Source organism: Mycobacterium sp. 29Ha (assembly GCF_032883055.1).
Classification (GTDB): domain Bacteria; phylum Actinomycetota; class Actinomycetes; order Mycobacteriales; family Mycobacteriaceae; genus Mycobacterium; species Mycobacterium gallinarum.
The window spans coordinates 95,586-116,785 of record NZ_JAMQTI010000008.1 but is presented as its reverse complement, the minus strand read 5'-3'; the positions used below and the strand labels follow the sequence as shown (position 1 = coordinate 116,785).

22 protein-coding genes are annotated in these 21,200 nt (G+C 65.3%); 12 read left to right on the top strand and 10 right to left on the bottom strand.

Going from position 1 to position 21,200, the window contains the following annotated elements; translation table 11 throughout:
* Positions 1 to 152 precede the first annotated feature (152 nt).
* Entirely contained in the window at positions 153 to 2,612 is a 2,460-nt protein-coding gene (locus tag M1248_RS12610) for a CaiB/BaiF CoA transferase family protein (RefSeq protein WP_317148538.1), read from the top strand.
* 3 nt (positions 2,613 to 2,615) lie between these two features.
* Here M1248_RS12610 and M1248_RS12605 read toward each other — a convergent pair whose 3' ends face one another.
* Entirely contained in the window at positions 2,616 to 3,299 is a 684-nt protein-coding gene (locus M1248_RS12605) for a helix-turn-helix domain-containing protein (RefSeq protein ID WP_317148537.1), read from the bottom strand.
* A gap of 140 nt (positions 3,300 to 3,439) precedes the next feature.
* Here M1248_RS12605 and M1248_RS12600 point away from each other — a divergent pair, with 140 nt between their 5' ends.
* Genes M1248_RS12600 through M1248_RS12580 form a run of 5 tightly spaced genes read left to right on the top strand, consistent with a single transcriptional unit; the run spans position 3,440 to position 7,278 of the window.
* A complete protein-coding gene (locus M1248_RS12600) occupies positions 3,440 to 4,576 on the top strand; it encodes an amidohydrolase family protein (protein WP_317148536.1) in 1,137 nt (378 codons plus the stop codon).
* Between the two features lie 49 nt (positions 4,577 to 4,625).
* A complete protein-coding gene (locus M1248_RS12595) occupies positions 4,626 to 5,789 on the top strand; it encodes a thiolase C-terminal domain-containing protein (protein WP_317148662.1) in 1,164 nt (387 codons plus the stop codon).
* A complete protein-coding gene (locus tag M1248_RS12590) occupies positions 5,786 to 6,229 on the top strand; it encodes a Zn-ribbon domain-containing OB-fold protein (RefSeq protein WP_317148535.1) in 444 nt (147 codons plus the stop codon). Before M1248_RS12595 ends, M1248_RS12590 begins: the two co-directional genes overlap by 4 nt.
* A 12-nt stretch (positions 6,230 to 6,241) precedes the next feature.
* Positions 6,242 to 6,451, top strand: a complete 210-nt coding sequence (locus tag M1248_RS12585; protein WP_317148534.1) for a hypothetical protein — start codon at positions 6,242 to 6,244, stop codon at positions 6,449 to 6,451.
* An 8-nt stretch (positions 6,452 to 6,459) separates the two neighbouring features.
* Positions 6,460 to 7,278, top strand: coding sequence for an NAD(P)-dependent oxidoreductase (locus M1248_RS12580; protein ID WP_317148533.1), 819 nt, complete (start codon positions 6,460 to 6,462; stop codon positions 7,276 to 7,278).
* 98 nt (positions 7,279 to 7,376) lie between these two features.
* Here M1248_RS12580 and M1248_RS12575 read toward each other — a convergent pair whose 3' ends face one another.
* Entirely contained in the window at positions 7,377 to 8,462 is a 1,086-nt protein-coding gene (locus tag M1248_RS12575) for a phosphotransferase family protein (RefSeq protein ID WP_317148532.1), read from the bottom strand.
* Positions 8,463 to 8,510: 48 nt separating this feature from the next.
* On the opposite strand from M1248_RS12575, the gene M1248_RS12570 reads away from it, so the two are divergent.
* The gene (locus tag M1248_RS12570; protein ID WP_317148531.1) at positions 8,511 to 9,545 is read left to right on the top strand and encodes a TIGR03857 family LLM class F420-dependent oxidoreductase; all 1,035 of its coding nucleotides are present in this window, start codon (positions 8,511 to 8,513) and stop codon (positions 9,543 to 9,545) included.
* A gap of 3 nt (positions 9,546 to 9,548) precedes the next feature.
* Here the strand turns inward: M1248_RS12570 and M1248_RS12565 are convergent, their stop codons facing one another.
* The 5 genes from M1248_RS12565 to M1248_RS12545 are packed head-to-tail and all read right to left on the bottom strand — an operon-like array spanning position 9,549 to position 13,561.
* Positions 9,549 to 10,130 carry a nuclear transport factor 2 family protein gene (locus tag M1248_RS12565; RefSeq protein WP_317148530.1) on the bottom strand — a complete coding sequence of 194 codons (582 nt, stop codon included), beginning with the start codon at positions 10,128 to 10,130 and terminating at the stop codon, positions 9,549 to 9,551.
* Positions 10,131 to 10,135: 5 nt separating this feature from the next.
* On the bottom strand, positions 10,136 to 11,059 hold the full coding sequence (locus M1248_RS12560; protein WP_317148529.1) for an SDR family NAD(P)-dependent oxidoreductase: 924 nt from the start codon (positions 11,057 to 11,059) through the stop codon (positions 10,136 to 10,138).
* Positions 11,056 to 11,481, bottom strand: coding sequence for a Zn-ribbon domain-containing OB-fold protein (locus tag M1248_RS12555; protein WP_317148528.1), 426 nt, complete (start codon positions 11,479 to 11,481; stop codon positions 11,056 to 11,058). Before M1248_RS12555 ends, M1248_RS12560 begins: the two co-directional genes overlap by 4 nt.
* A 5-nt stretch (positions 11,482 to 11,486) precedes the next feature.
* The gene (locus M1248_RS12550) at positions 11,487 to 12,272 is read right to left on the bottom strand and encodes an enoyl-CoA hydratase/isomerase family protein (protein WP_410506655.1); all 786 of its coding nucleotides are present in this window, start codon (positions 12,270 to 12,272) and stop codon (positions 11,487 to 11,489) included.
* Between the two features lie 14 nt (positions 12,273 to 12,286).
* Complete coding sequence (locus tag M1248_RS12545) at positions 12,287 to 13,561, bottom strand: cytochrome P450 (RefSeq protein WP_317148526.1); 1,275 nt, start codon at positions 13,559 to 13,561, stop codon at positions 12,287 to 12,289.
* 155 nt (positions 13,562 to 13,716) lie between these two features.
* Here M1248_RS12545 and M1248_RS12540 point away from each other — a divergent pair, with 155 nt between their 5' ends.
* Both M1248_RS12540 and M1248_RS12535 read left to right on the top strand, forming a co-directional pair.
* Positions 13,717 to 14,799, top strand: coding sequence for a Gfo/Idh/MocA family oxidoreductase (locus M1248_RS12540; RefSeq protein ID WP_317148525.1), 1,083 nt, complete (start codon positions 13,717 to 13,719; stop codon positions 14,797 to 14,799).
* The gene (locus tag M1248_RS12535) at positions 14,796 to 15,311 is read left to right on the top strand and encodes a hypothetical protein (protein WP_317148524.1); all 516 of its coding nucleotides are present in this window, start codon (positions 14,796 to 14,798) and stop codon (positions 15,309 to 15,311) included. The genes M1248_RS12540 and M1248_RS12535 overlap by 4 nt, the downstream gene beginning before the upstream one ends.
* Here M1248_RS12535 and M1248_RS12530 read toward each other — a convergent pair.
* Both M1248_RS12530 and M1248_RS12525 read right to left on the bottom strand, forming a co-directional pair.
* Positions 15,278 to 16,414 (bottom strand): Zn-dependent alcohol dehydrogenase, encoded by a 1,137-nt coding sequence (locus M1248_RS12530; protein WP_317148523.1) that lies wholly within the window; start codon positions 16,412 to 16,414, stop codon positions 15,278 to 15,280. The two genes, M1248_RS12535 and M1248_RS12530, sit on opposite strands and share 34 nt — an antisense overlap.
* Before the next feature lie 17 nt (positions 16,415 to 16,431).
* A complete protein-coding gene (locus tag M1248_RS12525; RefSeq protein WP_317148522.1) occupies positions 16,432 to 17,895 on the bottom strand; it encodes an aldehyde dehydrogenase in 1,464 nt (487 codons plus the stop codon).
* Between the two features lie 79 nt (positions 17,896 to 17,974).
* On the opposite strand from M1248_RS12525, the gene M1248_RS12520 reads away from it, so the two are divergent.
* The 3 genes from M1248_RS12520 to M1248_RS12510 are packed head-to-tail and all read left to right on the top strand — an operon-like array spanning position 17,975 to position 20,217.
* Complete coding sequence (locus M1248_RS12520; RefSeq protein WP_317148521.1) at positions 17,975 to 18,412, top strand: MaoC family dehydratase N-terminal domain-containing protein; 438 nt, start codon at positions 17,975 to 17,977, stop codon at positions 18,410 to 18,412.
* A gap of 5 nt (positions 18,413 to 18,417) precedes the next feature.
* Positions 18,418 to 18,864: a MaoC/PaaZ C-terminal domain-containing protein gene (locus tag M1248_RS12515; RefSeq protein ID WP_317148520.1), complete on the top strand. Its 447-nt coding sequence runs from the start codon at positions 18,418 to 18,420 to the stop codon at positions 18,862 to 18,864.
* A gap of 12 nt (positions 18,865 to 18,876) precedes the next feature.
* Complete coding sequence (locus tag M1248_RS12510) at positions 18,877 to 20,217, top strand: TetR/AcrR family transcriptional regulator (protein WP_317148519.1); 1,341 nt, start codon at positions 18,877 to 18,879, stop codon at positions 20,215 to 20,217.
* Here M1248_RS12510 and M1248_RS12505 read toward each other — a convergent pair.
* Positions 20,214 to 21,080, bottom strand: coding sequence for a 3-carboxyethylcatechol 2,3-dioxygenase (locus tag M1248_RS12505; RefSeq protein ID WP_317148518.1), 867 nt, complete (start codon positions 21,078 to 21,080; stop codon positions 20,214 to 20,216). The two genes, M1248_RS12510 and M1248_RS12505, sit on opposite strands and share 4 nt — an antisense overlap.
* Between the last annotated feature and the right edge of the window lie 120 nt (positions 21,081 to 21,200).

Genomic DNA, 21,200 nt, shown 5'->3' with positions numbered 1-21,200 from the left:
ACCCTGCGCGGCATCTTCGGTCATGTCGCCAGCCTCGTCATCATGGGCCAAGACTAATGCATTGACATTAATCTCGACCGCTGCGATGGTGGCGTGGCGTGCGTCACAACACGTCGCGACTCAGATCTGCCCGCACACCGTAGGGAGTGAATATGCCCGAAGCAGGAACGGCGTCGGACGGTCCGTTGGCCGGCCTCGTGGTCATTGACCTGTCCACGACGCTGCCCGGCGCTGAGGCGACTCAGTTCCTCGCCGATTGCGGCGCCGAGGTGATCATGGTGGAGCCACCCGACGGCAGCCCGCTGCGCGAACTCGCCAGCTGGCCTGCCCTGTTGCGGGGCAAGCGCAGCGTGACGTTGGACGTGCACGACGACGCCGGCCTCGAACGGTTGCGTGGACTGCTGCAGCGCGCCGACGTCATGGTGAACACCATGCGGCCCACCACCGCCGAGCGCCTTGGCCTGACCCACGACGCGCTGTCGACGCGCTACCCGCGACTCGTGGTGGCGACGATCACCGGCTGGGGTTCGACAGGCCCATTCCGGGACTACAAGGGCTGGGAGGCCCTGGTGATGGCCAAGACCGGCGTCATGCACGAAAAGCGAGGTCTTGCCCCACAACCCAGGCCGGCCTACATCACGTTTTCATACGCGGCGTGGGGTGCTGCGCACGCCGCTGTCCAGGGCGTACTCGCGGCGTTGCTCGAGCGTGAGACCAGCGGGCTGGGCCAGGTGGTCGAGACCAATCTGGTGACCGGCGTGGGATCTATGGACCCGTACAACTGGTTCTACGAGATGGTGCTCGAACGATATCCGGGTGCCTTCGAGCCAATGGACGCTGCCTACGACGACCAGGGCCGGCCCCAGGCCTACCTCATCTACGCGCTGCTGGTGTGTCCGACCAAGGACGGCAAATGGTTGCAGTTCGCGCAGGTGTCGCCCAAGTTGATGGGAGCCTGGCTTACCGAACTGGATCTGCTGGAAGAGCTCGCGGATCCGAAGTGGCAGGGCTTTCCCATGCTGCCGACACCCGAGCTGCGTACCCACTGGTGGGACATGATGATCGAGCGGGTAGGGGCCCGCACGCTCGCCGAGTGGCAAGAGGCCATGGCTGAGAACCTCGACCTCAGCGGCGAACTGTTCCGCACGCCGGAGCAATCGCTGGAGCATCCTCAAACCGTTCACGAAGGGCGGTCCGTCGTCGTGACCGATCCCGAACTCGGGCCGGTGCGGCAGCCGTCAACTCTGATTCACGCCGACGGTCGGGCGTTGACCGAGCTGAGGCCCGCTCCACGACTCGGTGAGCACAACGACGCATTGCTCGCGCATGACGCGGAGGAGGTCACTGCGGCTACGCAGCGGGTGGCAGCGGACGACCCACCTCTGAAGGGTGTGACGGTGCTGGAGTTCGGCAGCATGTTCGCCGGTCCGTACGGTGCGACGCTGTTGGCCGATCTGGGTGCCCGCGTGATCAAGGTCGAGCCGCTCGAAGGCGACAACATCAGGAATTTGGTGGCGTTCCCGGAAGCCGGTGGCGCAAAAGTGCTGCAAGGCAAGGAAAGTGTGGCCATCGACTTCACTAAGCCCGAGGGGCTCGAGCTGGTCTACGAACTCGCGAAACGGTCCGACATCGTGCTGCAGTGCTTCCGGGGGAAGGCGGCCGAGCGGGCGAAGATCGATGAGGCGTCGCTGCGGGCGGTGAATCCCGACCTGGCCTTCGTGACGACCTCGGGCTACGGGCTCGACGGACCGTTCGCGCACCGCGCGGCGTACGCGCCGTCCGTCGGCGCGGCATCAGGCCTATCCCTGATCGACAGCCATGACACCGGCGAGCCCCCCGCCGACCTCGATGACCTGCACCGCCGGGCGGTCAGACTCCACGCGGGCGGCACGGTCCCCGCCGTGCAGTCCGACGGTATCGCGGCGCATGGCGTCGCCTCGGCGCTGCTGGTCGCGTTGTACGCCAAGCGTCGCGGCAAGACGCTGACCAACGTGGTCACCACCATGCTCGGCACCGTCCAGCAGGCGATGATCCCCTACAACGCGAGCTACCCGTCGCGTCCGGCCGACCGTGCCTCCGACGACGAGTTCTTCGGGATGAATGCGCTCTACCGGATGTACCGCGCGGCCGACGGCTACGTCTTTCTGGCTGCGCCGTTGCCGCGCGAATGGCCCGCGCTCGCCAAGGCCATGTCGGCCTACGTCGACCTTCATGCCGACGAGCGATTCGCCGACACCGACGCCCGCGCTGCCCACGACGACGACCTGATCGCAGCGCTGACGCCGGTTTTCGCCACCAAGACCAAGCTGGAGTGGGAGCACGAACTGACTGCGCAGAACGTCGGATGCGTCGAGGTGGTGGAAGCCAACTCCGAGCTGGTGCTACAGACCGATCCGTACTTCGAGGCCGGCTACGCGGTCGACGCGGTCAGCCCCATCTTCGAGGAGCATCGGCGGCTCGCGCCGCTGTGCCGGTTCTCGCGGTCGCGGACGAGGGCCGACGCTGGCTGCACGATCGGTCAGCACACCGATGCGATGCTGCGCGAGCTCGGACTCGACGACGATGCGATCGGCCTTCTCCGGGAGAAGGCCGTGATCGGCGGTGGCAACTGACCATCAAGAGTCATCGGCCGCGATCAGTGCACGCGTCTCGTAGGACACCGGGGCGGTCAGCATGCCCACCCAGGTGTCCACGTAGTTGTGCAGTTGCGCCTCGCTGAGGCCGTGCCCGGCGCGCGCGGAGGCAGCCAGCACGTTGATCAAGCTGATGTACAGCTGGAACGTCCGCCCCCGGCGGATTCGCTCGGGAAGGTCCTGCAGCGAGGCCTCGACCAATTCCTCCAGCTGCTCCTGGGTCCATTCGTCGTCCACGTGATCCGGCCAGTAGTCGCTGCGGGCCCGTGGATCCTCGCTGAGCCGGGCCAGGAACGGTACGAACATCTCGCCCGCGGCGATGCTGTTGGCCAGCGGCCGCACGAGCAGCCACACCACAGCGCGAGGGTCAGCCTCTTTTCCCTGCTCGCGCATGCTCGCGAGCATTTGCTGCCGATCGGCTCCGAGCGAGGCTTGGCGGTACGAGATCAACGCACGGATGAGACCGTCACGGGAGCCGAAGTGGTACCGAATCACCGAGGTGTTGGACTGCCCGGCCGCCTCTTGGATCTCCTTCAACGTCACCGCCTCGATGCCGCGGGTGGCGAACAGCCGCTCGGCGACCTCCATCAGCATTACCCGCGTGGACTCACCGGAGGCATTGCGACGTCGTGCACCTGCGGCCACATCCGAGTGCATTTCGGTCATCGCCATCTCCTCCCGTCGGCACGGTTCTACCGTCGGCCACCGCGCCACCCACCATAATAATGGATAAGTATTAAAAACACTGGACTTCGTCACCCACGCCTGGCAACATCAGCAGCAGCGCTAGCACCTTGGAGGGACGAATGAGCATGATCTGGACGAACTCGGGGGACTCCCACTTTTTGGAGCCCGACGACCTGTGGCAGTCGCGGTTGCCCAAACGCCTGGCCGACCTGACGCCGCGCGCGGAGAAGGATCCCGACGGAGAGTACGAGACCGTCTCCGTCGATGGCCAGATCTTCCGGCGCAAGCTGCCGTCGTCGGCGATGGAGGCGTTCTTCGAAGAAAGCATGAAGCCCAAGGGCATCCGCGACGCCAAGGCCCGGATCGCCGACCTGGACAAGGAGGGTGTCTGGGGCGAGGTCATCTTCCCGTCGCTCGGCATGTGGGGGTCGACGTTCCGCACGCCCGAACTGCTGAAAGCATGCATGCGCGCGAGCAACGAATGGGCGCTGGAGGAGATCTCCGCGGTGTCACCGCGCTACGTGGTGACCGCGCAGGTGTCCACGCTGGTGGTCGATGACGCGGTCGAGGAGTTGCAGTGGGCGGCGGGGCAGGGTTTCAAGGCCGTCTTCCTGCCGACCACACCGCACCCGAGTGCGCCTGACTGGCATCGTAAGGAGTGGGAGCCGTTCTGGGCGGCCGCTGAGGAGGCCGGCATGGTGATCGCCTTCCACATCGGCACCGACCCGGTCGATATGACCGTGGGCGGCGCGAGTGGCGGGGCCGGAATGGTCTACCGCGGGCCGGGCGGCGCGATCATGAACTACACGGAGACAACGTTCTCCGGTCAGCGCGCGGCGATGAAGATGGTCGCCTCCGGTGCACTGGACCGCCATCCCAATCTGAAAGTCTTGATCTCCGAAGGGGGTGCGACCTGGGTCCCGTTCCTGGGCGATCGCCTACTGGAGGGGTATCGCCAGCACCACATGGCCGTGCGGCCGAAACTCAGCCGCAGCCCGAAAGAGATCCTCTACAGTCAGGTGTACGCGTCGTTCCAGCACGACGAGACCGCGGTGGCCGCCTTCGACCACATGGGATACAAGAACGTGATGTTCGGCAGTGACTACCCGCACATGGAGGGCACCTTCGGTCACACCCAGGACACCCTGAAGGGGCTCTTCGACGGCGTGAGCGACGAGACGCGACTGCGCATCACGCAGGGCACCTTCTACGAATTGTTCCCCAACGTGCCTCCCATCCCGGCCGAAAAGCCCTGAGCACGTGGCTAATTCTCCAGCCGCATCGGGCTTGCGTGACGTTGCGATCGTGGGCATCGGCGCTACCGACTACTACAAGCGCGGCGGCTCGCTGCCGAAGTCGATCACCGAATTGGCCGGCGAAGCCATCCTGGCCGTGTGCGAGGACGCCGGCATCCCGGTTACCGACATCGACGGCTTCGCCTACTACTCCGGCGCCAGCGCGGGCTACACCGAGAAGATGGACACCGCCGACTTCATGGAGACCCTTGGTATTCCCGAGGTTCGATTCACCGCGGCGCTGACGTCCGGCGGCGGCGGATCAGCAGGCGCGATCGGCCTTGCGCGTGCCGCCATCGTTGCCGGGGACGCCTCGGTGGTGGTCACAGTGATGGCGCTGCAGCAGGCCAAGCAACGCCTCGGGTCGGTGTTCTCGGCGATGGAGCCGGACCCGATCAACTCGTTCCTGATGCCGTCAGGCCTCTTCGGGCCGGGTCAGCTGATGTCGGTGCTCGCTCGGCGGCACATGCACCTGTACGGCACCCGCCGCGAAGCGTTCGCCGAAATCGCGCTCTCGACACGGACCAATGCGTTGAACCGCCCGAAGGCCATGCACCGTCAACCGCTGACGTTGGATGACTACTTCAACGCCCGGATGATCGCAGAACCGTTGTGTCTGTACGACTTCTGTCAGGAGACCGACGGCGCCGTCGCGGTGATCACCACCAGCATGGATCGCGCCAAGGACCTCAGGCAACCACCGGTACCGGTGGTCGCGGCCGCGCACGGCGGCGTCCGCGACTGGGGCCGGGCCTTCGCCTGGATGGGCATGCCCGACGAATATTTCGCCTCCTCGGGCAACGCGCCCATCGCCAAGCGGCTCTACGAGCAGGCTGGCATCGGCGCCGCCGACATCGACGTGGCGCTGCTCTACGACCACTTTTCGCCGATGGTACTGATGCAACTCGAGGACTACGGGTTCTGCAGCAAGGGTGAGGGCGGCGCGTTCGTCGAGAGCGGCGCCATCCGGTTCGACGGCGGGACCATCCCGGTCAACACCCACGGCGGACAGCTGTCCGAGGCCTACATCATCGGAATGACTCACATCGTGGAGGGTGTCGAACAGATGCGCGGCACGGCCATAAATCAGGTGAAGGATGCCGAATTGGCCCTTATCACCGGCGGTCCCGCGAGTTTGCCGGTCAGCGGCCTGATCCTGGGGGCGGCCGCATGAGCACCACCGCGGTAGCGCTGGCCACCACCATCCCGGGAGAGTACGTCCGAATCGCGGTCAACAAGGACACCGAGCCCTTCTGGCACGCCGCCAAGCAACGTCGCCTCGTCGCGCCGCAATGTGCGGACTGTAAGAAGTTCCGTCTGCCACCCACACCGTTCTGCCCCAGTTGCCGGTCAAAGGCGGTGAACTGGGTCGAACTCAGCGGTGTGGCAACGGTATACAGCTTCGCGGTGGTGCACGGGTTCCCCGGTATGCCGGACCTGCTGCTGGTGCCCGCCGTCCTCGACCTGCCCGACGCGCCCGGCGCCCGACTGGTGTCCAACGTCGTAGACGTCGCGCCCGCGGACGTCGCGATCGGGATGTCACTGCGGGTGGACTTCTCGCCCATCGCGGACGGTTGGCTGCTGCCGGTCTTCCGCGTCGATCAATCCGAATAGGAGTGAAACGCCATGTCCGACGACAGTGCGCTGCACGAGAAGCCGCTGGAATTCCTCACCAGCATCGCCAACACCGGCGGAGACTGCGACGGCCAGGCCATCCTCCCCGTCAACGGACACTTCCGGTGCACATGCTCGTGCGGTGAGTGGGACGTGAACGTCGACGATCCGCAGGAAGGCCTGAGACAGGCTCGCATTCACACCGCTCGCGCGACCGACTAGGACAGCGCATGGCCAGCATCGTCGGATTCCTCGGCGCGGGACAACTCGGTGAACCGATGGTCGAGCGGTTGCTCGGCGCCGGCCACCACGTACTGGTCTATGCCCGGCGCGAGGACGTTCGTCGTCGATTCGAAATGAAGGGCGCGAAGCTGGCCGCTTCGGTTGGCGACCTTGCGCGAAGCAGCGACATCCTTATCTCATGTCTGTTCTCCGATGCACAGCTACGTGAAACCGGTTTGGGCCCAGATGGTTTCATCGCCAATGCGAAACCCGGCGCTGTGTTCGTCTCACACACCACGGGCAACCTGTCCACGCTCGAAGCGTTGCGGGACAGTTCCGCCACGGCGCCGGTCATCTGCGACGCGCCCGTTAGCGGCACCGCGGACGACATCGCTGCGGGCACACTGACGGTGCTGCTCGGCGGCCCGCATGACGCAGTCGCGATCGCCACACCGATCCTGGCCGCATACGCCGATCCCGTGGTGCCGACCGGCGAACTGGGCAGTGCGCTGGCCATCAAGCTTGTCAACAATCTGTTGTTTGCGGCAAACGCCCAACTGTTGGCATCGGCTACGGAGTTGGGCATGCAGCTGGGCGTCGATTCCGACGTGCTGTTGTCCACGCTGCAGGTGTGCAGCGCCAACAGTCATGCGGCGGCTCACGCTCACCGCATCGGCGGGCTGGCCCGGTTCACCGCGCTCGCGGGGCCATTCCTGCGCAAGGACATCGCGGCCTGCCGCGAGGCCGCCGCCGAGTCGGGCGTCGACCTCGGCCTGCTGGGAACCGCGGTACGTGAGGGACCACTTGCACTCTACGACGACGGGTAGTTCAAACCCTTTGCGTCAGTTCTTGATCGGAGACGCGTCCCAGAAGTCCCCATGTGCCGTGCAGCCCCTGAGCACCCTCGCGTTGGCGTGACGGGTCGTCAGATTTGGTCGAGGTATCGCTCGACCAACCCGACAGACGTCTGCGGATAGCTCCTGGCCGTCGCGACGTCCAAGCCATCGCGAACGAGCAGCCGCGCGAGCCGGTTGCTGATCAGCGACAGGACGAACGCAGCCACCAGCTGGTAGTAGGCGATGTCGCCGGTCAATGTCCCACCGAACTCGAGGTAGCGCCTGACGAATTCGTCGTCGTCGGGGACGCCGGGCAGTCTCGTGAAGCCCAACGCTTCGCACAGGAAGCGCTCGAACATCAACCACCAACCCAGGTCGATGTCGGGTGGGCCGGTGCCTGCCGTCTCCCAGTCGAACAGCGCGACGACCGACAGGTCGTCGCCGAAACACATGTTGCCGACGCGTGCGTCGCCCCACACCACGGTTTCGGCATCGGTATCCGGCGCAGAGCCAAGGATGACTCGCAGCGCTTGCGCGAGCGTGCGCTCGCCCACCACGAGGTCGGCCTGGCACCAGTCGTACCAGCCTGCGAGTTTGTCCAGATAACGCTGCAGCGCCGTACTACCGACATCGCCGTCGCCGCGGAGAAACCGGAGCGTGTCGGCGTCATCGACACGATGCACGTCGACCAGAGCGCGTAATCCGTTATCGCACAGCAGCTGCCGCTCGCGCGAGGAAAGATACACGGTCCAGCCCCGCTTGTGCCAGCTCGGAACATCCGACGGTGTTCGCCCTCGCACCCGTCGCATCAGGTAGAACTGCGATCCAAGGACCGTCGGGTTCCGTTCGATGGCGACGATGTCGGGAACCGGAACGCCATGCGCGCCAAGTCGCTGCATCACGTCCGCCTGACGCGGGGGATCCGGCGCGGTGAACAACTGATGGTCGTGGGCCTGTGTGCGCAGCACCAGGTCCTCGACATGGGCTGTGCCGGACCGGTCGGTCCAGGACGCGGTGAAGAACACTGTCTTACCGGAGTAGCCGGCCGGTGGGGCAGTGAATTCGGAGATGTCGAAGGCTGTGGCTTCAGCGGGTGCCAGGCGGGAAGGTAGCCAGGCGTGCAGTACCTCGGCCACTCGGTCGCCGACGTCCCCTCGCGCCGATGTATACGCCATCAGGATCCCCCTGCCACGATACTGAACACTACTGTCAGAATAGCGGTCATGGATGACGATCAGCTCAGCGGCGTCGCACTCGGCGCCTACGTCCTGCCCGGTCGCGTCACAGATCCCGGGGCTGTGATCGCCCAGGCAGAAGCCGCCGAGCGCCTCGGTCTGCGCACGATATGGCTCAGTGAACGGTGGGGGACCAAGGACCTTGGGGTGATCGCGGGTGCGGTAAGCCAGGTCACATCCGACATCCGAATCGCCTCGGGCATAACGCATCTGCAAGCGCGGCATCCTGCACTGCTTGCCTCACTGGCCATGACGGCCCAGGCGCTCTCGGGCGGACGCTTCGTGCTAGGCGTGGGGCGGTCGGTTGACGCGATGTGGGCTGCAGTCGGGCTGTCGCGGTCCACCAACGCCTCCATCGTCGACCACGCCGATATCTTCAGGCGCCTGTGCCGTGGTGAGAAAGTGCGCTACGACGGACCGGCTGGCACGTACCCGTCGTTGCGACTGAACGACGTTCCGGACCAACCGGTGCCGCCGCTGGTCTTCGCAGCGATTGGCGCGAAGGGGCTTGAACTCGCGGGTCGACACTTCGACGGCGTGTTGCTGCATCCGTTCCTGACTTCCGAGGCCGTAGGTCGTTCGGTGGCACTCGTGCACGACGCCGAGCGGGCGGCGGGTCGGCCGCCGGGAAGCGTGCGGGTGTACGCCACCGTCGTGGTGGCATGTGAGCTTCCGGCCGACGAGGAACTCGCCGTGGTAGGGGCGCGGGCGGTGACCTACTACCAGATTCCCGGCTTCGGAGAACGGTTGGCGGCGGTCAACGGATGGGATCTGGAACCGTTGGCGCGGTTGCGATCCCATCCGCTGCTCGCCGGCATCAGAGGCTCGGCGGACTCGGTACTCACCCGCGAAGAACTCGTCGAGGTCGCGTCGGTGTTGCCCGCGGACTGGACCGGCGAGGCGGCCGCGATCGGATCGGCGCGCGCTTGTCGTTCGATGTTCGAACGCTACCGCGACGCGGGAGCCGACGAATTGGTCTTGCACGGCAGTACTCCCGGTCGGCTGGGTGCGCTGTTCGGTTGAAGGTCAGTGTGACCGAACGCCGAAGTCGATGTCGGCAATGCTTTCAAATGGCGTGAAGTCGTCCTTGCCCAACCATGACGGCCTGGCGCTGTGTCCCGGCTCAGGACGTGCCCAGTCGACCCACGGCCCCCAATCATCGCGCCGCAGTTGCTGTGCCAACGACTGCGGGTGCTCACTGGCGGCTGCTGCGTAACGACGGGCGAACCCCTTCATCTCGGCCATCACCCAGACGTCCTCCTCGGAACGCCACTTCCCCCCGCCGGCGTACTCGATGAACTGGTACGAGGGAAAGTCGATCGGCGGTGCTCCGGGTTCCGGGTTGTCGGCACGATTGAACACCTTGTAGGCGACGCGCGACCCGTCGATGACGTAGAAGACGAGCGGGCTGTAGACCTGCGGCGCCGCACCCATCGTGCCCTCGAGGAATTTGGTGATCTCGTCCGGCCCGGTGAAGGTGCCGTAGAAGTGGTCGAGATATTTCGCGTCGTCGGTGAACAGGTGGGCCAAGGCCGCCCAGTCCTCGAGCACCGGACCGGTCATGAAGTAGCGCCGGAACTCGCGTTCGACTTCTTCGCGTTCGGGCATCAGAATTAACCCCCGAGTCGTAGGCCGGTGTTGCGGGTGCCGAATATGTCGGTAGCCATGATCGCGCCGAGTTTGTCTGCATCCCAACGCTTCTGTCCGTTGGAGACTGCCGCCACCGGATGCCAACCTTTGAGCAGCTGGAGGTGTTCGCCCATGGCCCGGATCACCTGTCCGCTGATGTGTCCGGCCTCTGGGCTGGCCAGCCAGGCCACCACCGGAGAGCCGAGCGACGGGTCCTTGGGGTCGAATTCGTCCTCGCCGCGCTCGTCGGGCTCGATGGGCGCCTCCGCCCCCGGCATCGACGCGGACATCCGGGTACGCCCACCCGGGCTGATGGCGTTCACGGTGGCACCGACCGACGCGAGTTCCAGGCTCAATGTCTGGGTCAGCCCGACGATCGCGGACTTCGCGGTGCTGTAGTTAGTCTGCCCGAAATGGCCGTGCAAGCCCGCTCCGGAGGTGGTGTTGATGATGCGGCCGTACACCTTCCCGCCGGATTCCTTTGATTCCGCGCGCCATTTGCGAGCGACGGCGCGGCTGGTCAGCCAGCTGCCGCGAACGTGCACTCGCATCACGAGATCGAAGTCGTCGACGGTCATGTTCCAGATCGCCTTATCGCGCACTATGCCCGCGTTGTTGACGACTATGTCCAGCCGGCCCAGCTGCGAGTAGGCGCGCTCGACCGCGAGGTCGACCTGCTCCTCGTCGCCCACGTCACCGAAGTCGGAAACCGCTTTGCCGCCGCGGCTTTCAATGATCGACACCACCTCGTCGGCAACCTTGCCGGTGCCCTCGCCGGACAGGCTGGTGCCCAGATCGTTGACGATCACGGTGGCGCCGTGCTTGGCCAGTTCGAGCGCATGGCCCCGGCCGATGCCGTGGCCGGCACCGGTCACCAGGGCGACCTTGCCGTCGAGTAGTCCTGTCATCGGTTCTCCTCGCTCGGTGTGAACACCGTCAGGTAGGGGCCTTCGGAGTCGTTCTCGTCGACGGGACGGAACAGCGCCGTGACTGCCATGCCTACTCGAAGCCGTTCGGGCTCGACGCCGTCGATCGTTGTCATGAGCCGTGGGCCTTCGTCTAATTCGACGATGGCGGCGACGTAGGGTAACCGCTCCTTGAAGGGGGCCAGATCATTCACGTACACCGTCGAATACGTATAGAGGGTGCCGGTCCCATTGGCCTGAACCGGATGCACGTCCTCGCTCCAGCAGTAAGGGCACAACGGTCGCGGGTAGTGATGCACCTCGCCGCACGCCCCGCATTCGGCGATGAGCAGTCGGCCCTCTCTAGCGGCCTCCCAGTAGGGTGCGCTGGCGGAATCGATCGTCGGAATGTCTGCGCGTGCCACCGACGTCACCACCCGGTGAACTCGGTCGGACGTTTTTCCATGAAGGCCTGCACGCCTTCCTTGGAGTCGTGCGAATAGGACTGGAGTTCCTGCGCCATCGCCTCAGCCACAAACGCCCCCGCCCTGTCGGTGTCGGGGGAGTCGTTGAGGAGGCGCTTGGTGAACGCGATCGCGCTCGTGGGCGCGTTGGCCAGTCGCCCGGCGAAATCCGCTACCGTGGTGTCGAACTCATCGGCGCCGACCACCCGGTTCACCAGTCCCAGCGTCAACGCCTCGGCGGCCGAGAGCCGTTCCCCGAAGAACGCCAACTCTTTTGCCTTCTGCATACCGATGCGGCGTGGCAGCAGATAGCAGCCACCGCCGTCAACCACGAGCCCGCGCTTGACGAAAGACTCTGCAAAGTAAGCATTTTCAGTCGCGATAACCAGGTCGGCGGCGAACACAACATGCGCGCCCAAACCGGTGGCGGCGCCATGGACAGCCGCGACCACAGGCTTGTTGCAGTCCAGCACGCTGGCCACCAACTTCTGGGCGCCGTTCATGATGCGGCGCATAGGCTCCAGGAGGCGCTTTTCGCCTTGCGCGCGTCGCTCGGCCAGCGAGCCCACGTCGGCGCCGGAGCAGAAGTGCTTGCCGTTGGCGCGTAACACCACCACGCGCACCTTCTCGTCCGCGTCGGCGGTGGCCAGCAGCGCGATGAGGGCGTCGCGGTCGTCGGGCCGTAACGCGTTGGCGGCTTCGGGCCGGTTCAGCGTGATGGTCATGACACCGCCCGTCAGATCGGACAGCATCGTTTCCTGTGTGTTCACGGTGTGTAAGTCGCCTTCAAGTGTTTGATGCCGTTGACGAAGTTCGACCTCAGCATGACCGGCTCGCCTGCCGCGGTGATGTCGGGGTACCGGGCATAGAGCATCTCGAAGGCCACGTTCAACTCGAGGCGAGCCAGGTGGGCACCCAGGCAGAAGTGCGGGCCCGGACCGCCGAAGGCTATGTGGTTGTTGGGTTTCCGCCCGATGTCGAACCTCTCGGGATCCTCGAAAACGGCAGGGTCGCGGTTTGCGGCGGGATACCAGACGACGACCTTGTCTCCCGCGTTGAAGGTGTGGATGACTTGCCCGTCGTCGTCCGTCAGCGTGATTCCGTCGCGGGTCACTGTTCGGCGCATATGGATCACGGGGCTTGCATACCGGAGGATCTCTTCAATGGCGGTCGGCGCCAATTCCTCATAGTTCGCCAACAGCCGGTCGCGCTGCTCGGGATGCGCACTGAGGATCAGTAGACCGTGTGTGAGCGCGTTGCGGGTGGTCTCATTGCCCGCGCCGATGAGCAGGATGAAGAACTTAGCCAGTTCCTGGGGGGTCAGATTCTCTTCGTCCGAGGTGACGAGTTTGCTGATGACGTCGTCGCGCGGATGTGCGATGCGCTCTTCGGCGATGCCCCTGAGCAGTTCGATTAGTCGTTCGCTCATCTCGGTCACCGCCCTCTCGATGCCGGTCACCGTCTGGTCGGGTACGTACTCGGGGTCCGATGCGCCGAGCACGACATTGGTCGCCCGCAGAATGAACTGCTCGTGCTCGCGTGGCACGCCGAGCATGTTGTCGATGATCCGCAGCGGCAACAGCGTCGCGAACGCCGAGACGAAGTCACACTCGCCCGAGCGCGGCATCTCCTCGAGGATCTCCGCGGCGGTCTCCTGTACCTGGCCGCGAAGTTCGGACAGGATGCGCGGACTGAAGCCCCTCGAAACGATCTTGCGGAGCCGCTGGTGTTCGGGATCGTCCATATCGATGATCGATCCGCGGTATTCACGCATCTCGGCGGTCTGGTCGAAGATCTGGGTGCCCTGGCCGGAGGCAAAGTCGGCGGGGCGACGGCTGATGGCCGTGACGTCGCGGTGCGATCCGACCGCCCAGAATCCACGGACTCGGGGAGAGTCGGGCCGATTGGTGCGGACGAACACCGGCCCCCCGGCCTCGCGCAGGCGTTGATAAAGCTCTGTCCGGTCGCCTGTGCGCTCCTGCCACCATTGCAGGTCGATCAACGGGGCGAAGTGCTGCTCGTCGAGGTCCGTCGCGCTCACAACATCCGATTCTGGCACTCACGTCACTTTAAGGCAATGCCGGGGTAGTGGCCCTGACGGCCCGATGTATCCACAACACCCTCTTGAACTCGGCAGATATCTAACATTAGTGTCACTAGTGGCGAACGGGCGGACCGACTAATCGAGGAGAGCGTATGACCCTACGGGTGGGCATTATCGGGGTGGGCTGGGGTGCCCACGTGCAGGTGCCCGGTTTCCGGGCGGCCAAGGGCTTTGAGCCGGTGGCGCTGTGCGCGCGCACCCCCGATCGGCTCGAACGGGTGGCCGCGAAGCTGGGCATCGAAGAAACCTCCACCGACTGGAAGTCGTTCGTCACCCGCGACGACCTCGACGTCATCTCGGTTGCGACGCCCACGACGCTGCATCACGATATGACGCTCGCCGCCCTGGCCGCCGGCAAGCCGGTGCTCTGCGAGAAACCACTCGCCGGGGACTTGGACGCGGCGCGCGACATGGTGCGCGCCGCCGTCGCGGCCAACGTGCCCACCGCCTGTTGCTTCGAGAACCGTTGGAACCCGGACTGGTTGGCTGTCGCGGATCGGGTGCGCTCCGGTTTTCTGGGCACCCAGTACCTGGCCCGCGTGAGTCGCAGCGCGTCGTACTGGCACCCGAGTCATCCCTTGCAGGCGCACTGGATGTATGACCGTGAGCAGGGTGGCGGATACCTCGCGGGCATGTTGGTGCACGATCTCGACTTCCTGTGCAGCCTGCTCGGCCGCCCGGTGTCGGTGTGCGCGGAGGTTCGCACCAGCGATCCAGTGCGTGAGTTGCCCGATGGTGGGACGCTGCAGGTCACCGCCGATGACACCGCCGCGCTGCTGATGCGGATGGAGTCCGGGTTGACCGCTGTCATGAGCGTGTCGGTGATGGGCGCGCACGCCGATCACTACCGCCTGGAACTATTCGGCTCCGACGGCACCATCATCGGCGACGGCGACTTGCGTTCCGCGACCTACAGTCTCGGCGCGGCCACCGACGACGGCCTGAGTCCGCTGACGGTCGACGAACGAGAACCCGCGCACCCCGAGCGGCTCCCCGGTGGGCTGGCGGGCCACGCCAGCCGGGCCATGGCCCTGATGCTGCAGGACTGGCTCCCTGCATTCGACGGCGCACCCAGTGCAGCGCCCACCTTTGAGGACGGGCTGTTGTCGCTGGCGGTGATCGACGCCGCGCACCGATCCGCCGAAGGTGGCGGCTGGGAACCGGTGCAAGCATGAAAGGCGGACCATCGATCAAGCATCTCGACGACGTCCCGGCTGAGGAGATGCTGCGCTATGAGTTCGCCGACGGCCACACGGCATCCATTTGGGAGAAGTGGATTGAACTGTCTCCGCGCTACTTTGCGTTTTGGAACAAGTGGGACCCGGGCGCCATCTCAGCCCAACACGGGCACACCGGCGATCACAGCAACTTCATCTTGGCCGGCGAGATTCGGTGTGGTGACGTGGTCGCCCGAGCGGGCACGCACATCATGCTCGAGTGGGGCGATGTATTCGGACCGTGGGAGGCCGGCCCACAAGGGTGCGAACTCTATGGCTTCATCGCCGGTGAAGGACAACCATTCAGTGGCGACCCCGCGCCCTACGAAGCGCTGTTGGCTGCGCGCGGCGCCCGGGCCGTACCGTTACCGATGCCAAAACGCCTGCCGCCGTGGATCCTCGCCAGAATGGGCGGCGCGTTCGACTCCTCGGTGACTCAGTGGGAGCCGCCGTCCGCCAAAGGCGGATAGGTCAGCACGCCACGAATGTTCGCCCCCGCGTGCATGTCGGCGTAGCCGTCGTTGACCTTCTCCAGGGAGTACGTGCGGGAGACCATGGACTCGAGGTCCACCTGACCGGCGCTGTACAGCTCGAGAATTTTCGGAATGTCGGCGCGCGGGTTGCCCGAGCCGTAGAGGGTTCCGATGATCTGCTTCTCGGTGAGCGTCAGGTCCATTAGGTTGGCCCGGATCTCGCGCTCCAGCATCGGGTGGATATTGGTGACTACCAGCTTGCCGCGCTTGGCTGTCATCGCAAGGGCCTGGCCGACCAACTGACCGTCACCGACGCCCATCGCGCAGATGAACTTGTCCACCCCGCGGTCCCAGGTAGCCTCGGCTACAACAGATTTCGCTTCCTTCCAGTCCGCCGCCGTGTGAGTGGCCCCCATCTTGACGGCTTCTTCCCGCTTGTACTCCGACGGGTCGATGACGGTGATCGTGCGGGCGCCCGCGAGCCGAGCACCCTGAACCGCCGCGGCGCCGATGCCTCCGACACCTGCGATGGCCACGGTGTCGCCCGGCCGCACCTCGGCGGCGTACACCGCCGACCCCCATCCGGTGATGAAGCCGCACCCGAGAAGGCAGGCGAGGTCGAGTCGGTAGTGCTCCGGAATCTTGACGCAGCTCGCCTCGTGGACCACCGTGTGATGTGAGAAAGAGCCGACACCACAGGCCAAGGCCAAGTCCCTATCGCCGATATGGTGGCGGGCGGTTCCATCGTGAATCTGCATGCCGGAGTAGATCTTTGCGCCGAGGTCACAGAGGCTCTGATGGCCGGTCGAACACGACGGGCACCGGCCGCAGGACGGAATGAAGCTGAACACGACGTGGTCGCCAGGGGTCAGCCACGACACGTGGTCGCCGACGGCCTTGACCACGCCGGCACCCTCGTGTCCGCCGATGCAGGGCAGCGCGATGGGCATGTCGCCGGTGACGAGGTGGTCGTCGGAATGGCACATCCCCGAGGCGTGCAGCTCGACCAGGACTTCGGTCGCCTTCGGCGCGTCCAGCTCGATGGTCTCGATCGTCCACGGCGTGTTGCGTTCGTACAGGACCGCTGCCTGCGTTTGCATGAAAATCCCTTCGGGGCTTATCGAATGATGGCTTGATGTTCGACGAAGCTGGCGATTCCCTCGGGTCCGCCTTCGCGGCCGATGCCGGATTGTTTGAACCCGCCGAACGGGCTGGCGAAGTCGAGCACCGCGGTCGAATTGACCGCCACCGATCCCACCTCCAGCCGCGTTGCCACTGTCGCCGCTCGCTTCTCGTCGGACGACCACACCGCGCCGACAAGTCCGTAGCGAGAGTCGTTGGCGATAGCCACCGCATCGGCCACATCATCGTCGGCCCCGTCGTCATAGGCGATGACGACTGCGACCGGACCGAAGACCTCCTCGCGGGCGATCTCCATATCATTGGTGGCCGCGACGAGTGCGGGGGAGACGAACCATCCTGGGCCATCGCGGCGTTCGCCGCCCACGAGGACCTTGGCGCCTTCGTCTCGCGCGCGCGAAAGAAATCCTTCGACCTTGTCCCGCGCAGCCTCGTTGATCAGCGGCCCGACATCAGTGGCCCGGTCGGCGGGATCTCCCACGGTGAGTGCGGCGACTGCCTTGGTCAGTGCCGCGACGTATTCGTCATAGCGGCTGCGCGGCAACAGGATTCGCGTCAAGGCGGCGCAGAGCTGGCCGTTGTTGCCCATCACGCCGCTCACAAGTCCCGGCACCGTGTTGTCCAGCTCGGCGTCGGGCAGGACGATCGCTGCGGACTTACCACCCAGTTCGAGGCTGTATCGGCGAATGCGGGACCCGCACGACGCGGCGATCCGCGCGCCAACAGCTGTCGATCCGGTGAAGCTGATCTTGTCGACTCCCGGATGCTCGGTGAGCAGCTCACCGGTGGCGGCACTGCCGTTGACGATGTTGACCACGCCGTCGGGGATCCCGGCCTCTTCGATCGCCTCGGTCAGCACGGCGAATTCGAGCGGTGCGGCGGGAGCCGGTTTCAACACCACTGTGCATCCTGCGGCCAACGCAGGGCCGAGCTTCAAGGCCGCGATGAACAGCGGCGTGTTCCATGGCACGATCGCGCCAACCACCCCGACGGGGACTTGGCGCACCTCGACGGTCCCACCCGTCACCGAGGGACGGGTCGCAACGAACGGATAGTCGGGAGTCAGTGCCGCGTACGCCTTCAACACCCCGACTGCTGTGATCACCTGACCGAAGGTGCTCCACGACCGAGGTGACCCGATCTCAGCGGTGGTCAGGTCGGCCAAATCGCCCTTGCGTGCCCCGAGCGCATCGGCCAGCCGGCCGAGTGCGGCGCCGCGTTCGGCGGCGGAGGTAGCTGCCCATGCGGGTAAGGCTGCGCGGGCGGCTGCGACGGCGGCATCGACGTCGTCTCGGTCGGCGACACCCACCGCGCCCAGCACCTCGCCGGTGGCCGGAGACGTCACATCGACCGTCTCGACGGTGGTTCCGGTGATCCACTTACCGGCGACGTAGCTTGGCGCCAACTCGACCATGGCAACCGATTCTGGCATCAATGTCATCTTTCGACAAGCGGCTTATTTGTGCTCTAGGTGCCACATCGGTTTCCATCCTGGGGTTTTTCTGACACTATTGGTCACTATGACTTCATCGTCTGAAGGCGACGTCAACCTGGCGGTCGGACAGCCCTGGGAGGTCGTGGTCGAGCGCGGCAAGATCGCCGAGTTCGCCGAGGCGATGCTGAGCGACGAGCCTGCCTACCGCGGTCTCGACGCGATCATCCCTCCGACCTTTCTCACCAGCGCCGCAAGGTGGGCACCGCCTGGAGTGCGGGTCGATGTGGGCTTCGACCGCAAGCGTCTGCTGCACGGCGAGCAGGAGTACACCTTCCATGGCGACCTTCCCGCCGCAGGCGACGTGCTCACTGCTGTGGAGCGGGTCATCGATCGCTACGAAAAGCCGGGTAAGCGCGGCGGCACGATGCGGTTCGCCACGGTCGTGACCGAATACCTCGACGCAAAAGGCACATTGGTCGCCGAGGCGAAGGCGACGTTCATCGAAACGGCGGCCAAGAAGTGACGACCATGAGTGCCGTACATGTCGGCGCGCAGGCACCTTCGCGCGAGTTCGGGCCGCTGACCCGCCAGATGTTCGTCCGCTACGCCGGGGCGTCCGGGGATCTCAACCCCATGCACTACGACGACGAACTCGCCCGGTCCGCCGGCTACCCATCGGTCTTCGCCCAGGGCATGTTCTCGGCAGCGCTGCTCGCGGGATTCGCGACCGACTGGCTGGGCGCGTCCAACGTGCGCCGATTCGGGGTCAGATTCCGCGAACAGGTCTGGCCGGGCGATGTGTTGACCTGCTCGGGGACCGTCACGGAGATATCCGAAGAGGCAGACGGCGACCGGCTGACCGTCGCGTTGACCGCCACCCGCCAGACGGGTGGGGTGGCAATCACCGGCACCGCGGAGTTCCTCGTCCCGCGAAACGCACCACCGAGCGCCGCATCCAGCGGGGATCGGCCATAGGCTTAACCGATCATGTCCGAAGCCTCGATCGTTCGCCGGGCCAGTTACGGTCCGTCCAGCCCCGCCATCGGCGCCCGCGGCGCCAGCACGCGGAGCAAGATCACCGAGGTGTCGCTGGAGCTGTTCGGCCGACTCGGATACTTCGACACCTCTGTCGACGCGATCGCCAAGGGTGCCGGGGTGTCCCGGGCCACGCTGTACCAGTACTTCAAGGGCAAGGACGAGATCTTCCTCGAGCTCCTCAACGAATGCGGGAGCGCGCTGTTCCGGGTGGCACGACGCATCGGACCGCTCGGGCCGGACGACGTGGGCTTCGACAACCTGAACTGGTGGCTCGGTGAGTGGAGTTGGGTCTTCGAGAAGTACTCCACGATGTTCGTGCAGTGGACCGCGATTGCCTCGTCGGACACCAAGGTGCGTCCAGAGATCACCAGGTTCGTGCGCAGCTACAACCACCGTGTCGCCGAGCGGCTCGTCGCCTCGGGCGTCAAGGGCCTCGACCCGGAAGTCGCGGCCATGACGATGACCGCCCTGGTGCACCGCATCAACCTCTTCGTGCACACCAACCGCGCCTATGACCGGACGGCGAAAGACGCGGTCGACACGCTGTCGGTCTTTCTCCAGCTGACGTTGTTCCCCGATACGCCGCCTTCGGTGTTGAGCTCGCTGCGGTTACACGGCAGCGCCAATCCGGCGGCCGATGTGGACGCCGTCGAGGTGCCGCATGAACCCAGCATCGAGGGACTATCCATCAGCGAACGCACCGCCGGTCTGAGCAAGCGGGCCGTCGCCACGGTCACAGCGCTGGCCGACGCCGGCGCAGCTCAGTTCCGCGCCCGCGGATACCGCAGTACCAGCGTGGACGACATCGTCGAGGCAGCCGCCGTCGCACGAGGCACGTTCTATAAGTACTTCAGCGACAAGCAAGACCTACTCGCTGCCGTAGCGGCTGAGATCTACGGCGCCGGAATGTCTTTCGCAGAACGAATTTCGCACGTCGACCCCATCGCTGAAGAGTCGACTCTGCGGCACTGGCTGGCGACCTACGTCGAGTTCTACGACAGGTATTCCGGCTGCATCGAGGCGTGGGTGGAGGGCACCACCGACGACCCCACGATCACCGGCATCGGTGAGCACGGTCAGGTACTGATGGACCTAGGTGCGGCCAGAATGCTGATTCGGCGACCGGGTCCATATCCGTTCGACCCACTGGTCTCGGCGCTGATCCTGCGCGCGCTTGTCACGAGGGTGCCGCAGGCCGCCGTGGATCTGCCCGACCCGATGGACGACGACGGCGTGGTCGATCTCCTGATCAGCTGTATCAAACGCGGGTTCTTCGGGCGGGCAAGCTAAATCGCGAGAGCGGACGTGGCGACGGCCATCCCCGTGATCCACTCCGGAACCGGCTCGTAGGCCAATGCCGTGACAGGCCTGCCGCCTCCAGCCGCTCCGGCTGCGACCCAGGTCCTCACCTCGTTGGCACCAGCACCTGCCCGCGTGTGCGCGGAGTCCACGAGTCGAATCAGCGTCGTGGTGTCCCAGGTCGACATCGCCTGCAGCACCTCGGCATCCCAGTCCGGCTTGATCTTGTTGCGCGCGTCCGCCATGCCCTCGGCGATTATTCGGGCCCGCTCGTCGTCGCTGAGTTGATAGCTGTCTACTTCCAGACTTGGTGGCGAATGCGAAAGCCCGCCGGTGCCGATCAGAAGCACACGCCGATCCTGCGTATCGAGGAATCGCGCGACGGCGGCGCCGAAGTCGGCGACTCGCTCACCGGTCGGCAGCGGTGCCGTCGCACAGTTCACCGCTATCGGAATGACAGCTTTGGCATCCAAAGTGCCAAGGAGATCCCGAATCGGCTGTGCGAATGCATGATCCAGTTCGATGTCGCGGCATACCGCGATGTCGAAACCTTCGACGAGCAGGTGCTCGGAGAGCTCGCGTGCCAACGCCGACGGGACGGCCAACTCGCCGGCGGGATGGCCGCCTTCGGCCATGATCGAAGCCGACAGTGCGACCGCGAACGTGGGTACCACAGTGGTGAATGCGCGGCGGTGATCGCCACCGAACACGATGACGATCTCGGGGTCGAAATTGCGCACCGTAACCGCGGCCGTTGCCAGAGCTGACCGGAATTCGGGCCCGAACGCATTCTCGACGTCGCGTTCCTTGCCCGGACTATGGCTCGCGCACACCACCAAGCGTCCAGATGTCAACGCGACCACCGCCTCTCCGTAAGTGACACTAATGTTAGGTGTGTGGCGGAAGATGGGCCAATCCATGTCGGGTGTTGCAGTGCGACGGTCGTCTATGCAAGACGCACCATCCGACGTCGA